This window comes from Flavobacterium endoglycinae (assembly GCF_017352115.1).
In the GTDB taxonomy this organism is placed as follows: domain Bacteria; phylum Bacteroidota; class Bacteroidia; order Flavobacteriales; family Flavobacteriaceae; genus Flavobacterium; species Flavobacterium endoglycinae.
This window is the reverse complement of record NZ_CP071448.1, coordinates 2967512-2991676: the sequence shown is the minus strand read 5'-3', so window position 1 is coordinate 2991676 and position 24165 is coordinate 2967512. Positions and strand designations below refer to the sequence as shown.

General features: G+C 33.2%; 31 protein-coding genes and 1 tRNA gene. 12 read left to right on the top strand and 20 right to left on the bottom strand.

Features of this window, described 5'->3' with window-relative positions; translation table 11 throughout:
• Positions 1-74: 74 nt before the first annotated feature.
• The 3 genes from J0383_RS13060 to J0383_RS13050 all read right to left on the bottom strand — a co-directional run bounded on the left by J0383_RS13060 (position 75) and on the right by J0383_RS13050 (position 1625).
• Entirely contained in the window at positions 75-527 is a 453-nt protein-coding gene (locus J0383_RS13060) for a 6-pyruvoyl trahydropterin synthase family protein (protein WP_073415753.1), read from the bottom strand.
• A gap of 33 nt (positions 528-560) precedes the next feature.
• Positions 561-737, bottom strand: a complete 177-nt coding sequence (locus tag J0383_RS13055) for a hypothetical protein (RefSeq protein WP_207294485.1) — start codon at positions 735-737, stop codon at positions 561-563.
• A gap of 123 nt (positions 738-860) precedes the next feature.
• A complete protein-coding gene (locus J0383_RS13050; RefSeq protein ID WP_207294484.1) occupies positions 861-1625 on the bottom strand; it encodes an enoyl-CoA hydratase/isomerase family protein in 765 nt (254 codons plus the stop codon).
• Between the two features lie 195 nt (positions 1626-1820).
• Here J0383_RS13050 and J0383_RS13045 point away from each other — a divergent pair.
• A tRNA-Ala gene (locus tag J0383_RS13045) sits at positions 1821-1897 on the top strand.
• 62 nt (positions 1898-1959) lie between these two features.
• Here the strand turns inward: J0383_RS13045 and J0383_RS13040 are convergent.
• A complete protein-coding gene (locus tag J0383_RS13040; protein ID WP_207294483.1) occupies positions 1960-2136 on the bottom strand; it encodes a FeoB-associated Cys-rich membrane protein in 177 nt (58 codons plus the stop codon).
• A gap of 180 nt (positions 2137-2316) precedes the next feature.
• On the opposite strand from J0383_RS13040, the gene J0383_RS13035 reads away from it, so the two are divergent.
• The 4 genes from J0383_RS13035 (at position 2317) to J0383_RS13020 (ending at position 5068) form a co-directional block, all read left to right on the top strand.
• Positions 2317-2772 (top strand): hypothetical protein, encoded by a 456-nt coding sequence (locus tag J0383_RS13035; protein WP_207294482.1) that lies wholly within the window; start codon positions 2317-2319, stop codon positions 2770-2772.
• Between the two features lie 4 nt (positions 2773-2776).
• A complete protein-coding gene (locus J0383_RS13030; protein ID WP_207294481.1) occupies positions 2777-3805 on the top strand; it encodes an oxidoreductase in 1029 nt (342 codons plus the stop codon).
• A gap of 38 nt (positions 3806-3843) precedes the next feature.
• Entirely contained in the window at positions 3844-4428 is a 585-nt protein-coding gene (locus J0383_RS13025; RefSeq protein WP_207294480.1) for an SMI1/KNR4 family protein, read from the top strand.
• A 70-nt stretch (positions 4429-4498) separates the two neighbouring features.
• Entirely contained in the window at positions 4499-5068 is a 570-nt protein-coding gene (locus J0383_RS13020) for a hypothetical protein (protein ID WP_207294479.1), read from the top strand.
• Positions 5069-5151: 83 nt separating this feature from the next.
• Here J0383_RS13020 and J0383_RS13015 read toward each other — a convergent pair whose 3' ends face one another.
• From J0383_RS13015 to J0383_RS13005, 3 genes are all read right to left on the bottom strand, one after another.
• The gene (locus tag J0383_RS13015; RefSeq protein WP_207294478.1) at positions 5152-5349 is read right to left on the bottom strand and encodes a hypothetical protein; all 198 of its coding nucleotides are present in this window, start codon (positions 5347-5349) and stop codon (positions 5152-5154) included.
• Between the two features lie 112 nt (positions 5350-5461).
• A complete protein-coding gene (locus tag J0383_RS13010; RefSeq protein WP_207294477.1) occupies positions 5462-5938 on the bottom strand; it encodes a hypothetical protein in 477 nt (158 codons plus the stop codon).
• A 97-nt stretch (positions 5939-6035) separates the two neighbouring features.
• The gene (locus J0383_RS13005) at positions 6036-6587 is read right to left on the bottom strand and encodes an RNA polymerase sigma factor (RefSeq protein WP_207294476.1); all 552 of its coding nucleotides are present in this window, start codon (positions 6585-6587) and stop codon (positions 6036-6038) included.
• Positions 6588-6885: 298 nt separating this feature from the next.
• Here J0383_RS13005 and J0383_RS13000 point away from each other — a divergent pair, with 298 nt between their 5' ends.
• Complete coding sequence (locus J0383_RS13000) at positions 6886-7284, top strand: helix-turn-helix domain-containing protein (RefSeq protein WP_207294475.1); 399 nt, start codon at positions 6886-6888, stop codon at positions 7282-7284.
• Positions 7285-7351: 67 nt separating this feature from the next.
• Here the strand turns inward: J0383_RS13000 and J0383_RS12995 are convergent, their stop codons facing one another.
• From J0383_RS12995 to J0383_RS12985, 3 genes are all read right to left on the bottom strand, one after another.
• Positions 7352-7771 carry an arsenate reductase ArsC gene (locus J0383_RS12995; RefSeq protein ID WP_207294474.1) on the bottom strand — a complete coding sequence of 140 codons (420 nt, stop codon included), beginning with the start codon at positions 7769-7771 and terminating at the stop codon, positions 7352-7354.
• 133 nt (positions 7772-7904) lie between these two features.
• The gene (locus tag J0383_RS12990) at positions 7905-8375 is read right to left on the bottom strand and encodes a DUF6428 family protein (RefSeq protein ID WP_207294473.1); all 471 of its coding nucleotides are present in this window, start codon (positions 8373-8375) and stop codon (positions 7905-7907) included.
• Between the two features lie 58 nt (positions 8376-8433).
• Positions 8434-8760, bottom strand: coding sequence for an ArsR/SmtB family transcription factor (locus J0383_RS12985; protein ID WP_207294472.1), 327 nt, complete (start codon positions 8758-8760; stop codon positions 8434-8436).
• A gap of 485 nt (positions 8761-9245) precedes the next feature.
• Here J0383_RS12985 and J0383_RS12980 point away from each other — a divergent pair, with 485 nt between their 5' ends.
• The 4 genes from J0383_RS12980 (at position 9246) to J0383_RS12965 (ending at position 11558) form a co-directional block, all read left to right on the top strand.
• Positions 9246-9785 carry an STM3941 family protein gene (locus J0383_RS12980; protein ID WP_317196706.1) on the top strand — a complete coding sequence of 180 codons (540 nt, stop codon included), beginning with the start codon at positions 9246-9248 and terminating at the stop codon, positions 9783-9785.
• Between the two features lie 63 nt (positions 9786-9848).
• A complete protein-coding gene (locus J0383_RS12975) occupies positions 9849-10313 on the top strand; it encodes a hypothetical protein (protein WP_207294470.1) in 465 nt (154 codons plus the stop codon).
• A gap of 32 nt (positions 10314-10345) precedes the next feature.
• A complete protein-coding gene (locus J0383_RS12970; protein WP_207294469.1) occupies positions 10346-10807 on the top strand; it encodes a hypothetical protein in 462 nt (153 codons plus the stop codon).
• Positions 10808-10928: 121 nt separating this feature from the next.
• Entirely contained in the window at positions 10929-11558 is a 630-nt protein-coding gene (locus tag J0383_RS12965; protein ID WP_207294468.1) for a hypothetical protein, read from the top strand.
• A gap of 73 nt (positions 11559-11631) precedes the next feature.
• Here J0383_RS12965 and J0383_RS12960 read toward each other — a convergent pair whose 3' ends face one another.
• Genes J0383_RS12960 through J0383_RS12950 form a run of 3 tightly spaced genes read right to left on the bottom strand, consistent with a single transcriptional unit; the run spans position 11632 to position 14472 of the window.
• A complete protein-coding gene (locus tag J0383_RS12960) occupies positions 11632-12594 on the bottom strand; it encodes a lipid A deacylase LpxR family protein (RefSeq protein WP_207294467.1) in 963 nt (320 codons plus the stop codon).
• Positions 12578-13360, bottom strand: a complete 783-nt coding sequence (gene mtgA / locus J0383_RS12955; protein WP_207294466.1) for a monofunctional biosynthetic peptidoglycan transglycosylase — start codon at positions 13358-13360, stop codon at positions 12578-12580. The genes J0383_RS12960 and mtgA overlap by 17 nt, the downstream gene beginning before the upstream one ends.
• Positions 13360-14472 carry an NAD(P)/FAD-dependent oxidoreductase gene (locus tag J0383_RS12950; RefSeq protein ID WP_207294465.1) on the bottom strand — a complete coding sequence of 371 codons (1113 nt, stop codon included), beginning with the start codon at positions 14470-14472 and terminating at the stop codon, positions 13360-13362. Before J0383_RS12950 ends, mtgA begins: the two co-directional genes overlap by 1 nt.
• 374 nt (positions 14473-14846) lie before the next feature.
• Between J0383_RS12950 and J0383_RS12945 the strand changes: the two genes are divergently transcribed.
• Both J0383_RS12945 and J0383_RS12940 read left to right on the top strand, forming a co-directional pair.
• Positions 14847-16748, top strand: coding sequence for a S9 family peptidase (locus tag J0383_RS12945; protein ID WP_207294464.1), 1902 nt, complete (start codon positions 14847-14849; stop codon positions 16746-16748).
• 181 nt (positions 16749-16929) lie between these two features.
• On the top strand, positions 16930-19371 hold the full coding sequence (locus J0383_RS12940) for a hybrid sensor histidine kinase/response regulator (protein ID WP_207294463.1): 2442 nt from the start codon (positions 16930-16932) through the stop codon (positions 19369-19371).
• Here J0383_RS12940 and J0383_RS12935 read toward each other — a convergent pair.
• The 7 genes from J0383_RS12935 to accC form a co-directional block, all read right to left on the bottom strand.
• Positions 19368-20729 carry a sigma-54-dependent transcriptional regulator gene (locus tag J0383_RS12935; RefSeq protein ID WP_207294462.1) on the bottom strand — a complete coding sequence of 454 codons (1362 nt, stop codon included), beginning with the start codon at positions 20727-20729 and terminating at the stop codon, positions 19368-19370. The genes J0383_RS12940 and J0383_RS12935 overlap by 4 nt on opposite strands.
• 130 nt (positions 20730-20859) lie before the next feature.
• Positions 20860-21156, bottom strand: a complete 297-nt coding sequence (locus J0383_RS12930; RefSeq protein ID WP_207294461.1) for a hypothetical protein — start codon at positions 21154-21156, stop codon at positions 20860-20862.
• 15 nt (positions 21157-21171) lie between these two features.
• Positions 21172-21468 carry a PepSY-like domain-containing protein gene (locus tag J0383_RS12925; protein WP_207294460.1) on the bottom strand — a complete coding sequence of 99 codons (297 nt, stop codon included), beginning with the start codon at positions 21466-21468 and terminating at the stop codon, positions 21172-21174.
• An 18-nt stretch (positions 21469-21486) separates the two neighbouring features.
• On the bottom strand, positions 21487-21777 hold the full coding sequence (locus J0383_RS12920) for a hypothetical protein (protein WP_207294459.1): 291 nt from the start codon (positions 21775-21777) through the stop codon (positions 21487-21489).
• 28 nt (positions 21778-21805) lie between these two features.
• Positions 21806-22102: a hypothetical protein gene (locus J0383_RS12915; RefSeq protein WP_207294458.1), complete on the bottom strand. Its 297-nt coding sequence runs from the start codon at positions 22100-22102 to the stop codon at positions 21806-21808.
• 109 nt (positions 22103-22211) lie between these two features.
• Complete coding sequence (locus tag J0383_RS12910) at positions 22212-22508, bottom strand: hypothetical protein (RefSeq protein WP_207294457.1); 297 nt, start codon at positions 22506-22508, stop codon at positions 22212-22214.
• 303 nt (positions 22509-22811) lie between these two features.
• Complete coding sequence (gene accC, locus J0383_RS12905) at positions 22812-24158, bottom strand: acetyl-CoA carboxylase biotin carboxylase subunit (protein ID WP_207294456.1); 1347 nt, start codon at positions 24156-24158, stop codon at positions 22812-22814.
• Positions 24159-24165: the final 7 nt, after the last annotated feature.

Genomic DNA, 24165 nt, shown 5'->3' with positions numbered 1-24165 from the left:
TTATGAGTTAGAAGTGTAGTGTTACTCGTTTTCGGTTATAACCTTTAACTTTTAACATTTAACTTCTAACTTAATTATAAATTATCAGAAGCGTACCATTCTGCAAATGAAGATTCGGTTTCTTGAAGTTTTAGTGAGAAAAGAGAAATTCCTTTTGGTAAACGTGCCATGATTCTTTCTGCAAAATCAACCACCATATTTTCGCTGGTTGGCTGATAATCTACTAAAATGACATGATGACCGCGGTTTTTTAATTCATTTGCCAGTTCAACATGCGGTGTAGTCTGATTGAAAACAGTTGCGTGATCAAACTGATCGACGATTTCTTCTTTTACAATCTTCTTTAGATCCGAAAAATCAATCACCATTCCGAATTTCACATTCGATCGATCCGTAATTGGAGAACCAATAACAGTTACTGATAATTTATAACTGTGCCCGTGAACATTTTTGCATTTTCCGTCGTAACCGTACAACGCGTGACCGGTTTCGAAACTAAATTGTTTTGTAATTCTGATATTACTCATCGATTTTTAATTTTAAGCTTGCAAATTTACAAATTAATAACCGTTTTCATCTCTTTTTTTAGCACGGTTATACAGCCAGTAAGCAATCCCGATTAAAATAACAAACGGAATAAAAGATCCAATCAAAACGCCTATTTGATAACCGCTGTCTGGAGCATTTTTAATTTTTTCCGCAACGTCTACGTTTTGGAATAGGGAAATGAGTTTCATTTTATTTTTTTTTATCCTGCAAGGTTTTTAAAACTTTGTAGGTATATTAATGTATTTAATTTTCTATTGTAATAATCAAAAACCTACAAGGTTTTGAAAACCTTGCAGGATCTTATCCAAAGATTATTTTTTAAATTGTAATAAAGCCGTTCTTGTAAAATCAGACAAAACTAATTTTCCTGTAATGGCGGCACGTTCGAATAAAAGCGATTCCCAAGTTTCAGTTCCTTCCCAAATGATCTTTTTCATTTCGTGTAAAGCTTCGGGATTGTATGAACTTAGTTTTTGAGCATAACTTTCAACCTCAGCATCTAAAACAGACAATTCGCATAAAACTGAGAAAAGCCCTTTTTGAAAAGCCCATTCTGCAGATTTCCATTGGTGTGGCGCCAGCGTCATTTCGGTCATTGCTGTTTTGCCAATTTTTCTGGAAACGGCGGGTTCAATTACAAAAGGTCCAATTCCGATGGCGAGTTCTGATAATTTTACATCGCTTTCTTTCGCAGCAAAAACATAATCACAGGCCGATATAATCCCTACTCCTCCTCCAACGGCTTTTCCTTGAACACGTCCGATTATTAATTTACTGCAATTGCGCATTGCATTGAGTAAATGAGCAAAACCAGAAAAAAACTCTTTTCCCTCTTCTTCATTTTCAACCTGCAAAAGTTCATCAAACGAAGCGCCAGAACAAAAAGCCTTAGCTCCTTCGCTCTTTAAAACAATAACAGATACGGTTTCATTTCGGCTCAACGAATTAATCTCTGCCGTAAGTTTATCCAATAATTGACGTGGAAAAGAATTGCTGGCAGGATGCCCAAATTGTACTGTTGCAATTGTATTTTGAAAAGAAGTTTCTAAACTTCCATTTAGATTTTCTAAACTCATAAAAATAGATTTAAAGGTAAAGTTACGCTTTTGAAAAATAATTCTCCTGAAACGCTGCGAAATTTGTTTTTTGACAATTAATTGATTTTATTTGTTATGACCATTTTGGGGGATTAGCTCATTTGGCTAGAGCGTCCCGATGAAAAATCGGGAAGGCGACTGTTCAAATCCAGTATTCTCAACAAAACAAAATCAGGGGGATTAGCTCATTTGGCTAGAGCGCTACGCTGGCAGCGTAGAGGCGACCGGTTCGAATCCGGTATTCTCCACCAAAATAAAAACCCTTGTAAAGTAAAATTTACAAGGGTTTATCTTTTTATTGAAATTATGATTGCTATTTCTCATTTGCCGAATCCTCAGCATTCACCTCATATTCCTCAGTTTTTTTGAAATCGTTATTCAGCAAGTCTGTTAGTTTCTTTTTTTCTTTCTGATTTTTTCTAACCGTTAGAACAACCAAAATAATTACCAGTGCAGCTACTATCCCTATTATAGTCCAATTGATATCCATAAATTATATTTTTTATTAAAAGTAAAAAATTAACCTATAGATCATATTATCAAAAGGTTAAGCATATCTTTTCTGATTATATTTCGTTTTAAAACCATTATAATTTTTGAAGGATATTTCTTTAAGAAATGTTTTATATTTTTGTGTGAATTGTAAACAAATATTACCGAAGATTTTCAAATGAGCCAACCGTTTTCAAATAAAACCATTCATCTTTTAAAGAAATACACTTTAATAGCAATACTTTTGTTTACAGCTACTTACTTAGAAATGTATTGGGCAATGAGAAGTTTTTCCGAAAAAATATCGAGCGGATGTCTTGATTGTTCTTTTTCTAGCGATGTCAATTTTATTTCTATTTTCACCACTGTATTTTTAATCATTGTATTGCTTATTCTTTCATTGATCAAAAATGTCTATTGGAAAAACAGCCTACAACTTCTGTTTTTAATTGCAGTTTGGTTTTTCTGGAATTATGTCATTTTTGTAGACCGCGAATCTTCTTGGAGCACTTATACATTTAGCGAAGAAATACAACATACAATTTCATACTCTATTTTACCTATTTTAGTGTTATCTGCTGTTACGGAATTTAGTTTGCATACTATTCACAAAAATATTTCTAAACCTTTATAGTCCTATGAATTTAAAATACCACGCCATTATTGTCATTTCATTTCTTTTTATAGTTTCCTGCAAAAAAGAAGAAAATAAAACCATTGAAACACCTTCGGCAGAAAATGCAGTTGTTGAAAATGATACTTTACAAAACCAGGAACAAAGTTCACTAAAAGAAAGCATCAATTTATTTACCCTTATCCCAAAAGACAGCAGCGATGTTGCTTTTGTTTCCCTTTCGGATATTTATCCTGTAGGCGAAGAAAATGATACACTTGCTTTACCAAATATTGAAAAAATAGGCAAACAGAAGGCTCAATATTTTACGTTCGAAAAAAATTACAGAAAAAGATTTTTATCTAAAACCAATATTTCCGAAAGTGATTCGGTATTTGTTTATGATTATGCCAAAAATAAACTCGCTTCTTTTTTGGTTAAAAATCTAAAAACGGCCGCTTTTTTAAACGGATATTCATCTGAAGAAGATTGGCCGTATCACAATTATGATTTTATGATTGGTTTTGAAATCAATATAAAATACCTAAAAGGTTTCAGCGAATACTATCGTGATGCGATCGTATATGTAGGCAAAGAAAATCCGTTTGCAAAACAAAAATTAGTTCCCATTGACTGGAAAAAAATTACTGCTAAAGATTTTCCTTCGAAACCCTTAAAAGGCGAAGATCAAAAAACGTTAAAAGGAACTTCAAAAGGAACTACTTACGCTTTTAAAACAGCTAATTACAATTATTTTCTTCAGGATTATTTAGACAATCGAAAAATTCTTTTTGGCAGACGTCTTTTGGTAACCGATGCTAAAACAAAAGAAATTATAATTGAAAAATTATACAGCCAGAGCGAAGGAACTTCTCCTTCTCCATTAAATTATGAAGAAAGTCCAGAAACAATTAATCAATGGACGGGGAAGCTTTTTAAAAATAAACCAGAAGTTGTGTTCGGTTTTTTATATGAATCATTTGGCTGTCCGGGAATTTCAATTATCGATAAATCAAATGAAGAAATTTATCTGCAGTGCGATAATCGTCATTAAGAGATAAGAATTACAATTACAAAATTATACTATATACAATGGAAGAAATTAAAAACCGTGTTACTGAATGTGAACTTGAATATGATGAAATCCATGAATTAGCTCCTGCCACAAATGAGGAAATCGAAATGATTACGCCTTATTTTTCGCAGCCTATTCCCGAAGAATTAATCACTTTTTACAAAACGGTAGGCGGAATAGAATCGGATGAAATCTTCCGTATTTTTTCTCCTGAAAATCTTTTTAATCAAATTCAGGAACGAGCGGAACTTGAACACAACTCGATCGGAATTATTGATATGATTATTGCTTTTTGGGGAAATGACAGACCCGAATTTCAGCAATACGAACTCCTGACTGAAGAAGAAACCGAAAAAATAAACAAAGCTTTTCCTTGTATTGGCTGGATTATGTCTGAAGAAGACAATTATGAAAGCGGAGAGTATTTTATTTTTGATAAAAAGGGCCATTTCATGAATTTATATTGTCATCAAGATGATTTGGTAAAGACTAAAAATCAATTACTTAAACTTTTAGAATCAGGTCTTCCTGAAAGATCTCTCGAAAATGTTCTTGAAGAACTTTTTGAAAGAGCCCAAGGAAATTTAAGCCGCTGGGACTAAATTGATATAAAAAATATTTCAACAAAAATTTATTTGCAATAAATATAATTAGCAACAAAACTCTAAAATCATGTCTGAATTAAGTTCATTATACTGCAAAGTCAAAATCACAAAACCACAGTTAGAAAAATTTTTAAATAGCCCGCTGGAAAAACCAGAATTAAATAAAAACTGGCTTGACTATTGGGACAGCCGCGAGATGTATTCGAAATCAGAATTGACTCAAGAAAAACTTTACACATACAATGACAACATTAATCAGGAAGTTATTGACGGTTGGATTAATTATCCAGAAGCGATGGCTTTTTCTGATTACGATGAAGCAACTGAAGAATGGCATTGGGGAATGATGTTTTTTAGTGAAAACTTTTCAGAAATGATTCCGATGTTTGCTTTAATCATCAGCATGGAAAAATACGTTACCGAAAGTCCAGAAAATATGGCAATTGTTTTTCCTTTCTTTTGGGGAGATGATGCTGTTCATGCGCATATTTATTTCGAAAACGGAAAAGCAATACTAAATCCAAAAGCCCAGTTCTTAAAAGATGTAAATCCAGAATTTTTAGAACAAACCAAAAATTTCCTAAACAAAAAATGGGATCAGCTGGCGAAAGAAATGGATTTAGATAATCTAGATTAATTCACATTACTTCAATATATCAGAAAATAAAAATTCCCCGTAAAGATCAGTGACTTTACGGGGAATTTTATTTTATCAGGCTTTTAATTAGCTAGTTTCTTTTTGAAAAGTTTCGAAATGTTATATCCTAAACTCATCATTACACACATTGGGCAAACGCCAAACCTGAAAAAGAAAAGGACAAATTTTTTATGAAAAGGTAAATTTGCAGGTACTATTGGACAGCTTATTCCATCGCCTTCAAACTCCTTAATACGCCAAACATTTAGTGATTCTTTCATTTTTTTTCCTTTTAAAGATGAATTAATTTAACCCCAGAAGTGATAAATACACATTGCTGTTAAGGCTACTGAAATAATACAAAGAATTAGTTTTGTTCTAGTTTTCATTTTTTTATGCTTTTAAAAGATTATCAATAATGGTTTTTATTTCTGCATCTGTAGCTGCGATACTTGTTTCGTTTACTACTTTAAGCGTTTTGGCATCTATAAAAGTTACGATACCAGTTACCATAGATTTATTTTTTCCGTCAACAAGACCACAGCTTTGCAGCATTCGGCCTACTCCTTTTCGGTTTGTTTTATAAATCTGTTTGTAAAGAGAAGATTTCTTCAGGTTTTCTTTTGACTGCTCAATAGTATTTTTATCAGTCATGTCGTTAATTACAATCGCTACACCTTTTGTAGTATAAGGCATAATGTTGTTTTGAAATCTTTCGCCATTTGCTTTGCAAACGCTACACCAGTTGGCTTTGTTTACAACTGCAATTATTTTCGTTTCAACCGCTGTGGATTGATTACCTTTTGTTTGCTGTCCGTATGACAGAAAACTTACCGCCATTATCATATAGGCAGAAATTAATTTTAACATCGTACTTTATTTTTAAGTTATAAGTATTGATACCCATAATTTAAAAAAGTCACCCATTTAAAAAGAAAATATTTTTTTTTCAAAAAAAAAGAGGCTATTACGCCTCATCTTCTTTTACTTTTTTTATTTGCTGAATACATTTATGTTTTTGATTGCTTGCCGAATGTGGATTTTTCCAGCCCATTTTTACCATCAAATGCTGCATTGGCACTTCATAAAAAAACAAAGCTCGGATTATATTCTGGCAATGACTTGTAATTTTTTGCAGCCAATTTTCCAGTTTTTCTTCTCTTAAATTTTCCGATTCTGTTTCTAAAAATGTTACTTCTTTTTTATAATCTGACAGACTTTGTTCATCATCGATAATTTTTATTCTAGTATCACGAAGTTTTTTGAGCCATAAATTTTTAGAAATAGCATACAAATAGGTTTTTAAAGATGATGTTAAAACAAACTGAGGTTCTTTCACTTTTTGAAATAATACCATTATAGCTTCTTGAAAAATATCTTCGGCATCTTCAATATTACCGTTATTTTGCTTTATATACGAAGCAACAGAAGGGAAATAAAACTTATACAGCAATCTATACGATTTGCTTTCTCCCGTTTTAAGCTCTTTCAGTAAATCATTGTCAGATATCGTTTCCATATAAACGTTTTATTTCCTTAATACCAAAAATCAAATCACTATCACCCACGTTTTCAAAATATTTTCATTTTTTTTTAGTGGCACAAATTTCGAATCTATTTATATAAATTGAATTATGAATAACTGATATACAATTTGTTAGTGCAAAGTTAGGTGTTTTAAAAATCAATTAATCTTAAAATTGTATGAAAAATTGTATTTTTGTTTCATTCTAATAAAGCAAAATTGTAATTTACTTCAAAAAAGCTGTTTTTTACGAAAGGCTATTTTGTAACCAAATTTTAAATACCTTTGAATTATGAGCACAGCAACAAAACCAAATCACATTGGGCGAAAAATAAGCCGTATTCGTGAACTTCGCGACATGAAACAAGAAGCATTAGCGTATGCTATGGGTACAAGCCAGCAAACTATATCGGCGATAGAAAACAGCGAAACTATAGACGAAGATAAACTTATCGAAATAGCAAAAGCACTTGGTGTAACGGTAGAAGCAATAAAAAGTTTTTCAGAAGAAAATATGATCAATTACTTTAATACTTTTAATGATAGCCAAGGAAATTTTGGTGATGGTTATAATAGTAATCATCAATGTACTTTTAACCCACTTGATAAAGTTGTAGAACTTTACGAGCGTTTGGTTCAAGCCGAAAAAGATAAAGTTGAATATTTAGAGAAATTATTGAAGGAGAAATAGTCTTTCAATTTAATATAGCAAAAAAGCCATTTCTTTTTCAGGAATGGCTTTTTTATTGGTGAAATATTTAATTCAAATTTTTCTCGACAAAATCTTGACAATATTTTTTTATCAATTGCCTCACTTTTCTAAATTCTTCTTTTACTTCTAAATCTGTTCCTGTTGCCTTTGCAGGATCTGGAAAATTGTAATGAAATTTTTCTGCTTTTGTTGGAAAAAAAGGACATCTTTCTTTTGCATTATCACAAACCGTAATAACAAAATCAAAATCGATATTATTATATTCATCAATATGGTTAGAAGTATGATTTGATATATCAATTCCATCTTCTTTCATAGTTAAAACAGCTTTCGGATTTACTCCATGAGTTTCTACTCCAGCACTGTAAATTTCGGCTTTATTACCTGCAAAAAATCTCATATAACCTTCTGCAATCTGGCTTCTACAGCTGTTTCCGGTACAAAGTATTAGTATTTTCTTTTTCATAATTTTAAACAAACAACCACACAATATTTATAATACAGAATTTGGGATCAAAACCAAAAATGAGCTGCAATACAATAATCGAAGTGGTAATTATAATTACTTTTTTATATGTAATGATTTTTGTTTTCATTTCTTAACAGCATCCTGAATTTGGCGTACAGCATGAAACATCATTTTTTAAATCTCCCAAATTTACTTTCATTTTTTCTGTTGGAATTCCACAAGAATCTTGAGCCAGACACGCTGTTGTTTTATCTTGAAGAACAAATATTTTCCCGTTAAAAGCCAAATCATACTTTCCAATTGTATAACTTTGATATTCAACTTCAATTTCAAAATCTCCAATACCAAGTTTAGATTCAGAAAGCTCAATGATGTGTAATAACTTGGCTGGTTTTAATCGGTGTTCAAAATCATTAGCGTTCCAAAGTTGAAAGTTTACAACCTGTTCTTCTCTAATTACACCACCACAATCAATGAAGTGTTTTTTGATAATTCCAACTTCAGTTACGTGAAAATGTTCTGGTACAAAAGTTCCGTTTTCTAATTGAAATTCAACATTTTGTAATTCTGGCAAAATCTGTTTTATTTCTGATAATTTCATATTTTCTATTTTATCGGTTAAATGCAATATTGCGATAATACGTATCAAAAAAAATGTCTTAACAACATTTTGATTTCGAAATAGTTTCTGTGATATTTAAAAAGTAAGTATTTAATATTTCTATAGTTTTCTCATCAATACAATAACAAATAGCATTTCCTGAGATATTTCCTTTTATGATACCTGCTAGTTTTAATTCTTTCAAATGCTGAGAAACTGTTGCTTGTGCAAGTGGAAGTTCATTTACAATATCACCGCAGATACATTCATTTACTTTTAACAGATATTCAAGTATTGCAATTCTTGCAGGATGTCCCAAAGCTTTAGCTATTACAGCAATTTGATTTTGTATTTCGGTAAAATGCTCTGTTTTAGTAACTCCCATCGTATTTTAATTTTATATCGCAATATTACGATAAAAGAATTAGAGATACAAAATTTTCATTCAAAAAATTCAATATAATCCCTATGGGATGCATTTCAGCGGTTTGCTTATATTCTACCGATATTAAACTCCTAGCGGAGTATTTCTTAGAAATTGATTATCGGTAGAATTAATATTCATAGATATTCGTGGGAATTATGCATCGAATTGATATTGGCAAATATTAAATAGTGTCAGATTTCTCCTGGTGGATTAATTCGTAGAAATTGAATATTGGTAGAATACATAAGAATTAATTCAATGGAAATTAATATCGGTAGATATTAAATATTGGCAGATCCCAAATATCCCGCATAAAAACTTTTATAAAAGTAGTTTTCTAACTGATTGTATTTTAACCTTATTCTGATATTCTTTAAACCTCTAGCGGACATTCTTTTAACAAAGCAAAATTAATTTTGCCTGTTATTTTTAGTTATCACAAAATGAAACTTCCGAAAGAAATTTATTTAAATAGAAAGACAGTATACAAAAGGCTTTTTCTACACATACTATTAATCCTTTTCTTTACTTGGGGAACTTGGCAATTATGTAATAAGTCTTTGACAGAAAATTACAACTATTCGAAAGCGCTAATTTTTATGCCTCTTTTTCTAATAGTTACAATAATATGGATGGTAGTAGAAATATCGAAACTAAAAGAAAGAAAACCTCTTATTACTTTATCAAATGAAGGCATTTCTTTTTCTGGATCCTATTTTTCAGAACTTGGAATTGTAAAATGGGAAGATATAACATCATGTTTTGATGCCAATTATGGAGGTTATACTGAATCTTCTTTATTCATTCTAGTTTCTGATAACGAAACCTACATTAATAAAATAAACAATTCTGCTAAACGAGATCAGTTTCGTAAACTCATCAAAACACACAGAGGTGCCTTATTATGGTCAGAAGTCAGAATTTTAGACTGTAACATTATCGAACTTAAACAAACCATTTTTCAAAATATAAAAAAACAATAGTTGTGAATCTCTTGCAATTATTCCTTCTAAAAAATATCTAATTTAAAAAACAAAACAACAAAAATGAAAACAACAAAATGGTTACTTCTAGGCCTATCTGTATTATTCGCTTTAAGTATTAACGCACAAACCAAAGCAGCACAAGGCTTTAAAATTACAATGCAATTTGAAGGAGAGACAAATGCAAAAACTTACGAGTGTGGCAGTATTGTATTTAGTAAGATAGACGAATCTGCTATAAACAACAAAACTGTAAATTATGACATGACATTAAATTGCTTGGGAACACCAGACCAGAAACAATTGGAATGGTTTACAAATCCTAATTTAAAGAAATCTCTTAAAATTACGGTTTTTAGATCAGGAAAAAAGGAAAGAGAGTATTTACTAAAAAACACATCTGTATCACAATTTTCAGAAACCGCCTTTTCATCGGCTATTAATGAAAATAGTCCAATTATATACGATCTTGCTTTAATGGCAGATCAAATTTTTATAGATGGCATACAAGCAAAAGGAGCTAAATAATAAAAAATAAACTCAAAAAAACTAATTTAAAAATGAAAACAATAAAATGGCTTATTCTAGGTCTAACATTATTATTTGCTTTAAGCATCAATGCGCAAAACAAAATAAAAGGCATTCGAATCACAATGCAATTTGAAGATGAAGCAAATGCAAAAACGTATGAATGCAACAATTCTTATTTTTATAAAAGAGATGAATCTGTGGTAGACAACAAACTTAACAATTACGACATGTCTTTAAATTGTGCAGGAACACCAGATCAGAAACAACTGGAATGGTTCTCAAATCGTAACTTAAAGAAATCGCTAAAAATCACCATTTTTAAATCAGGAAAAAAAGAAAGAGAATATCTATTAAAAAATGCATCTGTAGTAGTATTTTCAGAAAGCGGCTACTCAACAGATGAATCTGGAAACAGTTCTCTTTTATATGATATTTCTCTGCTGGCTGATCAAGTTTTTATAGATGGCATATCCATGAAAGAAACGAAATAATTGGAAAATTAAAAAAATGATCTCTTATTCAGTCCCTTTAATCACTAAGACTTTAACTGACGAAATATGTCCTGTGTGTAAAACCACAGGAAACATAAAGATTACTTTATATATGCGATATATGAGGTCATGGATTCTGGTCTTTGGAATGGGAGAACGAACGATAGCACATTGTGGAACTTGTAACCACACGCTAAAAATCGTAAATCACTCGATTTTCACTACAAAAGAGACTTTAACCAATCTTGATATTGAAATTAATAATCTTCAAAGAAATCATAAACGCACACTCTGGCAGTTAATTTATCCGTGGTCATTTTCTATAATAGTCTTGGCAGTTGCTTTATTGAGTTATTTTAGAACAAACATTCAAAAAGATACTGCGAGTGATTTAGTAGACCGACATAATAATCCAAAAGTAAATGACTTATATCTCGCTCAGTGGAAAAATACTCCAATCGAAATTGAGAAAAGTGTTATTTTAAAATTAGTTCGCATAAACGGTGATACTTTAATCGTCGTACCTTCAAATGAATCAATGACAAGAGTTGACAAAAAAAGTTGGGAAGATCTCGAAGACAAAGCAACTTTTGGCACAACAGAATATAAATTAAGTAAATCTCACTTTATCAAAAGTTCTGATTTTTTTGAATATCCAAATGCAGCCAATAATAATCAATTAACTCAAAAAGGAAGTTTATTAGGTAAGGGTTATGGCAATTTTTCTTTTGATATTATTATAAGAAAATAACTTTGCGATTTAAAACAAAAATAAAACCTCTAGTCACATAACTAGAGGTTTTATTTTTTATACTGAAAATCAATTATCTCAACAAAAATCCCAATCGGATTGATCCGTAAAAATATCCTGAATTGGTATCGATTCCTGGATCATTTAATTCTCTTCCGCGGTAGATGAAAGAATACGAAATATTGAAATTATTGTGTCGGTATTTTAAACCGGCTTCGGCATTAAAACGAAGCGGTTCTAAGTCGAAAGTAATCGGACTTGTATCGTTAAACATACTGCCTTCGATTGTAGCATCGTAAAATTGATAATTGACACTTGGCGCTGCGTAGAAATAAAATTCTCGAATATCAGGTTGCGCATTGGCATTTACCGAAGCATCGTACATATTCGAATCGTATATGGGAAGCAGTTTTTTAAATCCAAATCTTGCCATAAATCCTGTAGAAACTCCTGTAAAAATAGTTCCCAGATTTGCTTCTGACTGAAAATGAAGATCTATAAAATCGTTATGTTTTGATGGAAACATTTTTTTAGAATAGACAACGTGCGCCTGCAATCCCAAAGCGTTATGAATCTGGTTATCCCAGCCGTACACTTTTTTATAGCCAATCATGTTGTGAAAACCTTTCTGTAAATCTTCTCCAAGCGAATTCGGACCTACAAATCCAATTTGAAAATCAGTCTTCAAAACGGATTCACTTTGGTAGAAAAAGCTTTTTCCAACTTCGGCAAAAAGATATCCAGCAAACGGACGGTCGTTTATATCAACAGCTTCTTTATTAATAAATCGTGGATTATAAAGATACTGCCCTATTCTAAATTCGGTGATTTCTTTGTTTATTTTCTGGTTGTTGTTCTTGCTTAAAAATCGGTAAAAAATTTCAAGTCCATTCGTGTAATACATATCATTTTTAGACGATGTGTATAAATCATTATCGGTTATAAAACCTATTTCAGTAGTTTTTCCTTGTCCAAAAGTCAACGTTGTGGTTAATATCAGAAAAGCAAAAATCACATTTTTACTTCTCTTTGCCATTGTAATTTATTTTTCCAACGTAACGCATTTCGCGTACAATTCGTTCTTTTCTTCTATTGATATAACTTGATGAACCAGTTGCTTTAAATTTTCTTGGGTTGGGCAAAATCGCCGCAATACCTGCTGCCTGCATAGGTGTCAAACTCGAAGCATCTCGGCGGTACCAATGTTCTGTTGCGGCATAAGCTCCGTACACTCCGTCACCCATTTCGATACTGTTTAAGTACACTTCCATGATACGCTCTTTGCCCCAGATCAATTCGATTAAGACCGTAAAATATGCTTCAAGACCTTTACGGAAATAACTTTTCCCCTGCCATAAAAAGACATTTTTAGCCGTTTGCTGCGAAATGGTACTTCCACCTCGAATTCGGCGTCCGCGTTCGTTGCTTTTATAAGCTTTTTGAAGTGCTTTAAAATCAAAGCCATTGTGAGTTAAGAAAGTTCCATCTTCACTGGCGATAACGGCTTTTTGCAGATTCATCGAAATTTTCTCGATTGGTTCCCAGTCGTGGTCAAAATACACTTCTTTTCCGTCCATTTTATTTTCGATGGCGCGAATCAGCATTAAAGGTGTAAACGGAACAGGAACGTATTTAAAGAATACAACCGAAGCAATCGAAATGCCAAAAAACCACAAAGCGGCTTTGATAAAAAACCATTTTACTTTTTCGCCAAAAGATCGATTGCTTTTCTTTGGCGACGATTTTGGTTTAGGTTTGCTTGCTGCGGTTTTTTTAGGTGCTGGTTTTTTGGTTGCTGCCATTATATTAAATCTGCTAATTCTGTTCCTATTAAACTTCCTATTGCGACTCCCATTCCACCCAAACGTACTCCGCAGAACACATTTTCAGAAAGTTGCGTTACAACAGGATTCTTACTATTTCCAATTCCCATAATACCGCTCCATCGGTGCGCAATCTGAAAATCCTGATTTGGTAAAATTACATTTTTCAGTAAATCTTCCAATTTATTTTGAATAATTTTCGTCTGTCCAAATTCGGTTGTGGTTTCACCTTCAAAATCAAGATTTCGGCCTCCGCCTAATAAAATACGATCATTAATATTTCTGAAATAATAATACCCGCGATCTAAATGAAACGTTCCTTTGATATCTAAATTGTGAATTGGCTCTGTAATAAGCACTTGCGCTCGTGCTGGCCTCACCTCTCCTTTTGTCAATTCACCTGCAAAACCATTGGTCGCAAAAAGCAGTTTTTGGGTTTTAAAGCTAAAATCATTTACGACAACTTCAACATGATTTCCAGCATCGGCATACGATTTTACAGTCTGCTGATTTAAGATTAAAATATCTGCTGAAACTGCCTGCTTCAACAATTCCTGCATCATATTCCCGGTATCAATTTGTGCTTCAAACGGATTAAAAATTAAATACTCGTGAATATTCGAAAATCCAAATCGATCTACTTCTTTCGAAAAAACATCGGCTTTAAAAAGCGGTTTTAAAATTTCATTGATAAACGGGATTTTAGAAACACATTCGCTAAACCCAAATTCGTCTTCTTTCAAAAATAATTCATATCCGCCGTGAGGTTTAAAATCAATTGCCTGATCTCCCAGCGTTTTTCGAAGTAATTGAAGTCCTTTCCAGCGTTTTTCGATCAATGCCACAACATCATCTTCTGAATGTGTTTTGAGGTCATCCATAATTTCAGACAAACTCCCAAAACAGGCAAAACCAGCATTTTTGGTACTGGCTCCTTGTGGCAGCATTCCGCGTTCTAAAACCAGAATTTTAGCAGTAGGAAATCTTTCGCGCAAGCGCAATGCGGTATGCAGACCCACGATTCCGCTGCCTACAATAGTATAATCAATATTTGCGAACCAGTTTTTTAGTTCCCAGTAGCTTAGTTCCATATTTTTGATAAATTCCAATATTTAAATTCCAAATTCAATCTTGGGTTAAATTACAATTTTTAGATAAATTCCAGTATTTTAAATTCCAAATTCCAATTAAAATTTTGCTTACGCTGTCAGGCTGAGCGGAGTCGAAGCCACTTTCTGGTTGTGCCCTTCGACTTCGCTCAGGGTGACAATTGGAATTTGAACCCGAGCGATAGCGAACAGGCGAAGCAATTCACGAATTATTTTTTGATAATCTTTGAGAATAAAAATTCGTGAATTCGTGGCGGAAAAACTTACATTAACTTTAACATTTTTGGAATTTGGAATTTAACTAATTGGAATTTAATTGTTGTATTTTTAGCACACAAAAAAATAGAATTTTTATTATGAAAAAAGTAGTAGTAACAACCTTAATAATGATGAGTTTAAATGCTATTGGACAAAATGTAATGTCTCCGGAATTGTTATGGAAATTAGGACGAGTAACTCCGCTCGGACTTTCGAAAGATGAAAAAAATATCGTTTACAAGGTTTCAACGCCTTCTGTAGCCGATAACAAATCGACTTCTAAACTTTACATTATTCCCGTAAACGGAGGTAATGCCACTGAAATTAAAGACACGAAAGATGTGTTAAAAGACAAAAATATTTCGCCTGACGGAAAATTTGTGGTTTACAATGAGGAGGTAAAAATTGAGAAAGTTTTAGGAAAAGATTTCTACCCAAGTCTGGACAAATCGGATGCTCAAATTTATAATGGTTTAGATTACCGCCATTGGGATACTTGGAACGAAGGCAAATTTAACCACGTTTTTTATAAAGAAAACAAAGACGGTGCAAAAGGAACTGACATTATGAAAGGCGAAACTTTCGATTCTCCGCAAAAACCTTTTGGTGGTGACGAAGATTATATCTGGTCGCCAGACAGCAAAAGCATTTTGTATGTGTGCAAAAAAAAAGCGGGAACTGATTATGCGATTTCGACTAACACCAATATTTACGAGTACAACTTAGAAACTCAAAAAACAACTAACAAAACCGAAGACAATTTAGGGTACGATACGGCGCCACAGTTTTCTCCAACAGGAAATTTATCTTGGCTGCAAATGAAACGTGACGGTTACGAATCTGATAAAAACGATATTATTGTTGAGTTTAAAGGAATCAAAACGAACTTAACGGCAAATTGGGACGGAACTGTAGATAATTTTATCTGGAGCAAAGACGGAAAAACGGTATTTTTTGTAGCTCCAATTGATGGAACAAAACAACTTTTCTCGGTTAATTTTCCTGGTTTAACTAAAATTGCGATCAACGTTCGCCAATTGACAAACGGAGATTTTGATGTAAATGATTTAGTTGGTTTTTCTGGAGATGATATCATCGTTACCAGAACTGACATGAACCATGCAGGTGAGATTTATTCTTATAACTTGAAGAAAAACACTTGGAAACAAATCTCAAACATCAATACCGAAACCTATAAAACATTAACCTTAAGCAAAACAGAAAAACGTTATGTTACAACAACTGATGGTAAAAAAATGTTGGTTTGGGTAATCCTTCCTCCAAATTTTGATGCCTCAAAAAAATATCCAACTTTATTATTCTGTCAAGGAGGGCCACAAAGTCCGTTGACACAATCGTATTCTTTCCGTTGGAATTTCTCTTTAATGGCAGCTAAAGGTTACGTGGTAGTTGCTCCAAACCGTCGCGGAATGCCAGGACATGGCGTTGAATGGAACGAACAAATCAGTAAAGATTGGGGCGGACAAGTTATGGACGATTATCTTTCTGCAATTGATGATGTTTCTAAAGAAAGCTATGTAGATAAAAGCCGTTTAGGATGTGTGGGTGCAAGTTACGGAGGATATTCTGTATTTTATTTAGCAGGAATCCACAAAAACCGTTTCAAAACTTTTATTGCTCATGATGGTGTTTTCAATACGGTTTCAATGTTAGGAACAACTGAAGAAGTTTTCTTTAACAACTGGGATTTTGGCGGTGCTTATTGGGAAAAAGACAATGCTGTAGCACAAAAAGCATACACGACTTTTAATCCGGCAACTTTGGTTCAGAACTGGAATAAACCCATTTTGATTTTCCAAGGAGGAAAAGATTTCCGTGTGCCAATTGGTCAAGGACAAGAAGCTTTTCAGGCTGCTCAATTAAGAGGAATCAAAAGCCGTTTTGTGTATTTTCCAGATGAAAATCATTGGGTTTTAAAACCGCAAAATGCACAGGTTTGGCAGGGTGAATTCTTTAAATGGTTAGATGAAACGCTGTAATTCTAAATAAATTTTTAAACGATAACCGCAGTATTATTTATATAATCTGCGGTTATTTTATTTTAGCCACATTTGAATTATGTAAATATTTGATTTACATTTCCTTTCCTCAAATAGAATTTTTAAATAAATTGCGAGGAATTCCAATTGTTAAAAACGTCCTTAACCCCAGACAAATATTATGGAGAGCAAAAAAAGTTACACAGCACTCAAGGTTTTATTCAGCTATGTTGCATTATTGGCTCTCGTGGTTACGGTGGGATGGTTTTTATATTCAGAAAATGTGGTTTACAAAAAACTCGAAGATAAAATTGCGCATGAAAAAACCAAGATTCTACGAGTAAGTAAGTTATTTTCGAATGTGTACAAAACGGAAAGTCTGGCGCGAAAAACCATTCAGACCAATTCTGAAAGTGATTTTAAAAATTATCTTGTCGAAACCGATTCTTTAAAAGCCAGAATCGATACTTTAAAACAAATTGTTACTACCGAATATCAAAAAACACTTTTAGATAGTGTGACCTATTTATTGTCTGAAAAAACAGAAAACATCAGACAGTTAAAAACCATTAAAAATAAAGCTGAAGACGAAGTTTCTGTCAACAACGCGATTGACGAAATTACTAAAATGGAGTTTAATCTCCGAAAACTCGAACTTCAGGATTTTACCAAAAATCCAAACGAATTAGGAAGTTACCAGCGAAATGTACTTCAGAAATATGTCGATTATCTCAATCAGAATATTCCAGATGACAGCACTAATACGTTAAGTAAAAAAGCTTCTGATTCTATTTTGGCGAATTCTAAAAAACTGCTCAGCAATGTAAAAATGAAAGCGGAGAAGAAAAAAGAAACGCTGAATTTTGAAGAAAATAAATTACTGAAAAATGAAATCGCGATTTCGGAACAGCTTCGAAAAGTACTTCGCATAATCGAACGCGAAATCATCAACAATTCTATTAAAAACAATTCTTTAAAAGAAAAATCACTTAAAAAAGTCAACGAAATTGTAACCGCTTCGGCAATCGCAGGTTTGATTCTGACTTTGTTTTTCTCTGTTTTAATTGTGAGCGATTATTCAAAATCGCAGTTGTATAAAAAACAGCTTGAAATTGCGAATTTTAAAACCAAGAATTTATTAAAAAGCCGTGAACAGTTAATTTCTACGGTAAGCCACGACTTAAAAACGCCTTTGAGTACTATTGTGGGATATTCGGAACTTCTGGGAAATTCCGACATTACCACTAGACAGTCGTATTTCATCAAAAATATTAAAAATTCGTCGGAATATATTACACAGCTTGTTCAGGATTTACTGGATTTCTCCCGAATCGAAGCTGGAAAAATTACGGTAGAAAAAGTCCCGTTTTATCTTCCTGAATTGATTGAAGATACGGCTAAAAATATCCAGACGGTTTACAAACAAAAGAACATTGAACTAATTGTTAATGTTGATGAAAAACTAAATACCCGAATTGTTTCGGATCCTTTCCGATTAAAACAAATATTAACGAATATTATCGGAAACGCTTATAAGTTTACCGAAGAAGGTCATATCAAAATCAGTTCGTTTGCAACAGAAGATGAAAACTTCTTTGTCATTACAATTGAAGACACTGGAATTGGGATTGAAAAAGGCAATCAGAAATTGGTTTTTGAAGAGTTTACGCAGGCGAATGAAAGCATTGAGAAAAAATACGGCGGAACTGGTTTAGGACTTGCGATCTGCAAAAAGATCATTTCATTTTTAGGCGGAAGTTTAAATCTGGAAAGTACTATTGGAAAGGGAAGTACATTTGAAGTTAAAATTCCGTTGGTTTTTGACTACAGCCCAATTACAGTTGAGGAAGCGAAAAGAAATATTGCAAAAAACACCAAGAAACAGACTTTCATTGTGATTGATGACGACATCAATTTACTGAATCTAACGAGTGGTGTTTTACGACAAGAACAACATCAGGTTTTATCTTTTACAAGTGCCGTGAAAGCCATTGAAGCAATTGAAGCTACACATTTCGATTTTGTAATCACTGATATTCAAATGCCGGAAATGGACGGTTTTATGTTTTTAAAACAACTCCGAAATTCTGAAAAAGGCATTTATAAAAATCAACCTGTAATTGCCCTTACCGGAAGAACTGATCTAGATTCATCTGTATATACCGAAGCTGGTTTTACAACTGTGATTAAAAAACCGTATTCGCCAAAAATTTTATTGGAGACGATTCAGCATATTTTAGATAATGATGTACTTCCACAAACTGAAATAAATGACGACGAAGAAACGGTTTCCTCACAATTGTATTCTCTTGAAACGTTGAAAGATTTTTTAGGCAACGATAATGATGCTTTAAAAGAAGTTATAAAAGCGTTTATTTCCAGCAGTGAAGAAAATCTGGTTTTATTGGAAAATGCTATTACAGATGAAAATATTCCTGAAATTAATTCGATTGCACACCGAATTGCTCCAATGTTCAAACAAATTGAAGCAAGGGAAATTGGCACTATTTTAAAAATGCTGGAACAGAAAAATCTAGAAATCTCAGAACTGAAAGATGTGTATACTGATTTGAAAGTAAAAACCAGCGAACTTTTTGAAGCGCTGCAACAAGAAATCGTTTAATCGATATTGTATTGTTTCAGTTTATTGTAAAGTGTTTTTCTGGTAATTTTAAGCAGTTTTGCCGCTTCCGATTTATTATTCTGCGTTCTGTTGAGCGCGTGAATAATGGCTTCTTTTTCATTTTCTGATAATGAAAAAGCGCCTGTAAATCCTTGCTGTTGTTTTGAAACCTGAAAAAATTCAACAGGAAGCACATCGCTTTCTATAAAATCACCTTGAGATAACAATGTAGCACGTTTTACGCAGTTTTGAAGTTCGCGTAGATTTCCCGGCCAGTTGTAGTTTTGAAAAATAGAAACCACTTCAGGCGAAAATCCAATAATATCTTTATTTAACTGCTGATTGGCTTTTTCGAGAAAATAATCGGCAAAAAGCATTAAATCTTCGTCACGATCTTTTAATGATGGAGACTGAATCGAGAATTCATTGATTCTATGGTATAAATCTTCTCTAAAATCGCCGTTTTTTACTGCTTCGCGTAAATCTTCATTGGTAGCAGTAATAATGCGTATATCGACGTTTATTTCTTTATTGCTTCCAACAGGTTTTACTTTTCGTTCTTGAAGCGCACGCAATAACTGAATTTGATTGTCATAAGAAAGGTTTCCTATTTCATCCAGAAAAAGAGTTCCGCCGTTTGCAGCTTCAAAATATCCCATTTTATCGTTGATCGCTCCCGTGAAAGAACCTTTTAAGTGTCCGAAGAATTCACTTGCTGCCAATTCTTTCGGAATCGCTCCGCAGTCAACCGCGATAAAATTGTTGTTTTTTCTATTGCTTTGCTGATGAATACTTTTGGCGATGATTTCTTTTCCGGTTCCGCTTTCGCCGATAATTAAAACTGACATATCAGTAGGACTTACCAATTGAATATGATCCTGCAGTTTTTTTGAAGCAACTGAAATTCCTTTTACAAATTCATTTTCACCCGTAACCGTTTTTTTTGCTGCTTTTTTTGGTTTAGGAGTTTCTTCTGTGTTTTCTTCCTCTACTTCTTGCGATGCTTTTAAGGCATTTGTAATTACAAGTAAAACTTCATCTGGATTAAAGGGTTTTGAGATATAATCAGCTGCACCATTTTTGATGGCTTTTACGGCAGTGTTCACATCAGAATAACCGGTCATTAAGATAACTGGAATATGCGGATATTCATTTTTAAACTCAGACATAAGACCAATACCGTCAGAATCAGGCAAACGAAGGTCTGTCAAAATCAAATCGAAAGATTCTTTTTTGATTGCTGATCGTGCTTCGGCAGCAGAGAAAGCGACTGTTACTTCGAATGATTTTTTTAGGAGAAATTTTTCTAATAATTTACAAAACGAAATATCATCTTCTATTACTAATATCTTGGGCATTTGTTCTAAAGGGAGTTTTTTGCTAAAATAACACTATTAAAATTGTAATTTCATAAAATTATGCAAAAAAAAAGAGATTGCACGATGCAATCTCTTTTTCACCAAAAACATAAATCTAATTTCACCTAATTTATATCTTCAACCAGTTGCCATTGACATCTGAATACACAGTAGCCTTTTGGTCTCCAACTGATATTTGTAATTTATATTCCTTTTTATCATTAATAAATGCCTTTTCCAATTTAGCATTTGGATAAGCGGTCTGCAGGGCGGTTTTTACAGCTGCCGGTACAGCATCTGTAGTAATCTCAGTATATTCTGCTTGCAGAGAAACCGAAGTTTGTACCTTTTTAGTAGAAGTCTCTGCTGTTACAGAGATTGACATGCTCCCTAAAATGATGGCTGTTGCGATGGCTAACTTTTTCATAACGCTCTGTTTTTATTATTTTTTAATGATATTTCCTGAAGCGTCTGTGAAAACAGTATACTTCTTATCTCCGCTTGAAATCTCAAGTTTGTACTCATTTTTGTCATTTTTGTATGCTTTTTCAAGTTTAGTACCTGGAAAAGATTTTTCAACAGTTGACTTTACAGCTGCCGGAACAGCATCTAATCCAACTTCAGTAAATGCATCTTGAAGGTTTACTGATTTAATAATCGAAATTGATTCTGCTGGAGCAGCCGCTTGTAGAGACAAGCCTCCTAAAACAATAGCTGCTGATAAGATTAACTTTTTCATAATGCTTAGTTTTTTATGTTATTTTTTAAGGATGTTTCCTGTAGCGTCTGTGTAGACAATCGATTTTTCACCTCTTACTGTGATTTCAATTTTATATTCTTTATTTGAATTCACAAATGCTTTTTCAAGTTTTACACCTGGATAAGCTTCGTCTAGAGATTTTTTAATCGCTGCCGGTACAGCATCTACTTCTTTATAATCATCTTGATATTTAACTGTGTTTACTGCATTGGTGGTTAAAACAGTATTTTCTGCTTGCATTGACAAACTACCCAATAGAATAGCTGTCGATAAGATTAGCTTTTTCATAATTAATAGTTTTTAGGTTAGTTTTTAATTATTTTTTTACCCAAGATCCGTCAGCATTAGCATAAAGAGCTCCTACTTTGTCTCCTACTGTAACTTCTAATTTATATTGAGAAGCACTGTTTTTGTATGCTTTATTTAGAACTGCATCTGGATACGCTTTTTTAAGTGCGTCAGTAACTGCAGCAGGTACTTCTGTTACATTGATTTCTGTATAGTCATCTTGAAATGACGCTACTTTTACGATTGTATTTGAAATTGGCGAAGTTGAAGCAAATGATGTTAAACCTCCCAAAACGATTGCGGCTGATAAAAATAAATTTTTCATGATAATTGTATTTTAATGTTGTTAATTTAATCTTAGTATTCTTAATTTGAATTTCCACGGTTAAGACTAATTACTAAATTTCTACTATTATTTTTTTTAGAATCCAGGATTATTTTTGAATCCAAGTTCCATCTGCGTTAGCGAAAAGATTTCCAACTTTGTCGCCAACTGTAACGTCCAGCTTATATTCTGACTTTTCGTTTTTATATGCTTTTGTAATTACTGCTGTAGGATAGGCTTTTTTCAAAGCTTCTGTAATGGCAGCTGGCAATTCCTCTAATTTAATTTCTGTATAATCGTCTTCAATAGAAGTAATTTTTACAATAGAATTTGAAACTGGAGAAGTTGAAGCAAATGATGTCAAACTTCCTAAAACAATCGCGGCTGATAAAAATAAATTTTTCATAATGTGTATAATTAAATAGTTAATAGTTTGTTTTACGCTTTAGGTAAAGAAACTATCATGCCGAAACAAAGTAACTACACTCCAATACCCGTAAAGCCTTGTTTTTAAAGGGATTTACTAATGCATGCCAAAAAATAGGCATGTAAAAAAGTGTGTAACTTGAATAAAAAGTGTGTAAAAAGTATACACAAATAGTGTTTACCTGCTGTACAGAATAAAAAAGCCCAACAGTGTTTTTTAAACTGTCGGGCTGAAATAGGATATATATAAAGAAAAAAGGCCGTCGATTGACGGCCTTTTAAATTATTCTGGACTATTCATTTTGAAAGTCTCCATAAATGCAGTTGTATAATCTCCTGCAATATATTTTGGATCATCCATTAATTGTCTGTGGAAAGGTATTGTCGTTTTCACACCTTCAATTACGAATTCGTCAAGAGCTCTTCTCATTTTACTGATAGCTTCTTCACGAGATTGTGCAGTTGTAATTAACTTAGCAATCATAGAATCGTAATTTGGCGGAATGCTGTAACCAGAGTAAACGTGAGTATCTAAACGTACTCCGTGTCCTCCTGGCATATGAAGCGTAGTAATTTTCCCTGGTGAAGGACGAAAATCGTTGTACGGATCTTCAGCATTAATACGAACTTCAATAGCATGTAATTCAGGAAGGTAGTTTTTACCAGAAATTGGAATTCCAGCAGCAACCATAATTTGCTCACGAATTAAATCGTAATCAATTACTTGTTCTGTAATTGGGTGCTCCACCTGAATACGAGTATTCATTTCCATGAAATAGAAGTTTCTGTGTTTGTCTACTAAGAATTCAACAGTTCCAGCTCCTTCATACTTAATAAACTCAGCCGCTTTTACAGCTGCCTCACCCATTCTTGTACGCAATTCATCTGTCATGAAAGGTGAAGGTGTTTCTTCAGTAAGTTTTTGGTGACGACGTTGTACTGAGCAGTCTCTTTCAGAAAGGTGACATGCTTTTCCATAAGAATCTCCTACAACTTGAATTTCGATGTGACGTGGTTCTTCAATAAGTTTCTCCATGTACATACCGTCATTTCCAAATGCTGCAGCAGCTTCTTGACGTGCGCTTTCCCAAGCTTTTAAAAGATCTTCTTCTTTCCAGATGGCACGCATTCCTTTTCCACCACCACCTGCAGTAGCTTTCATCATCACTGGATAACCAATTTCTGCAGCCGTTTTTTGTGCATGCTCGTAAGATTCTAATAATCCGTCTGAACCTGGTACACATGGCACTCCTGCAGCTTTCATTGTAGCTTTAGCAGAAGCTTTATCTCCCATTCTGTCGATCATTTCAGGAGCTGCACCGATAAATTTGATACCATGCTCTTGACAAATTTTTGAGAATTTAGCATTCTCAGAAAGGAAACCGTATCCTGGGTGTATTGCGTCTGCATTTGTAATTTCTGCAGCAGCAATAATATTTGACATTTTTAAATACGATAAGTTACTTGGAGGAGGACCAATACAAACCGCTTCATCTGCAAATTTAACATGCAGACTTTCTGCATCGGCTGTAGAATAAACTGCAACAGTTTTAATTCCCATTTCCTTACATGTACGAATTACACGAAGTGCAATTTCTCCTCTATTCGCAATTAATATTTTTTTAAACATCTTATTT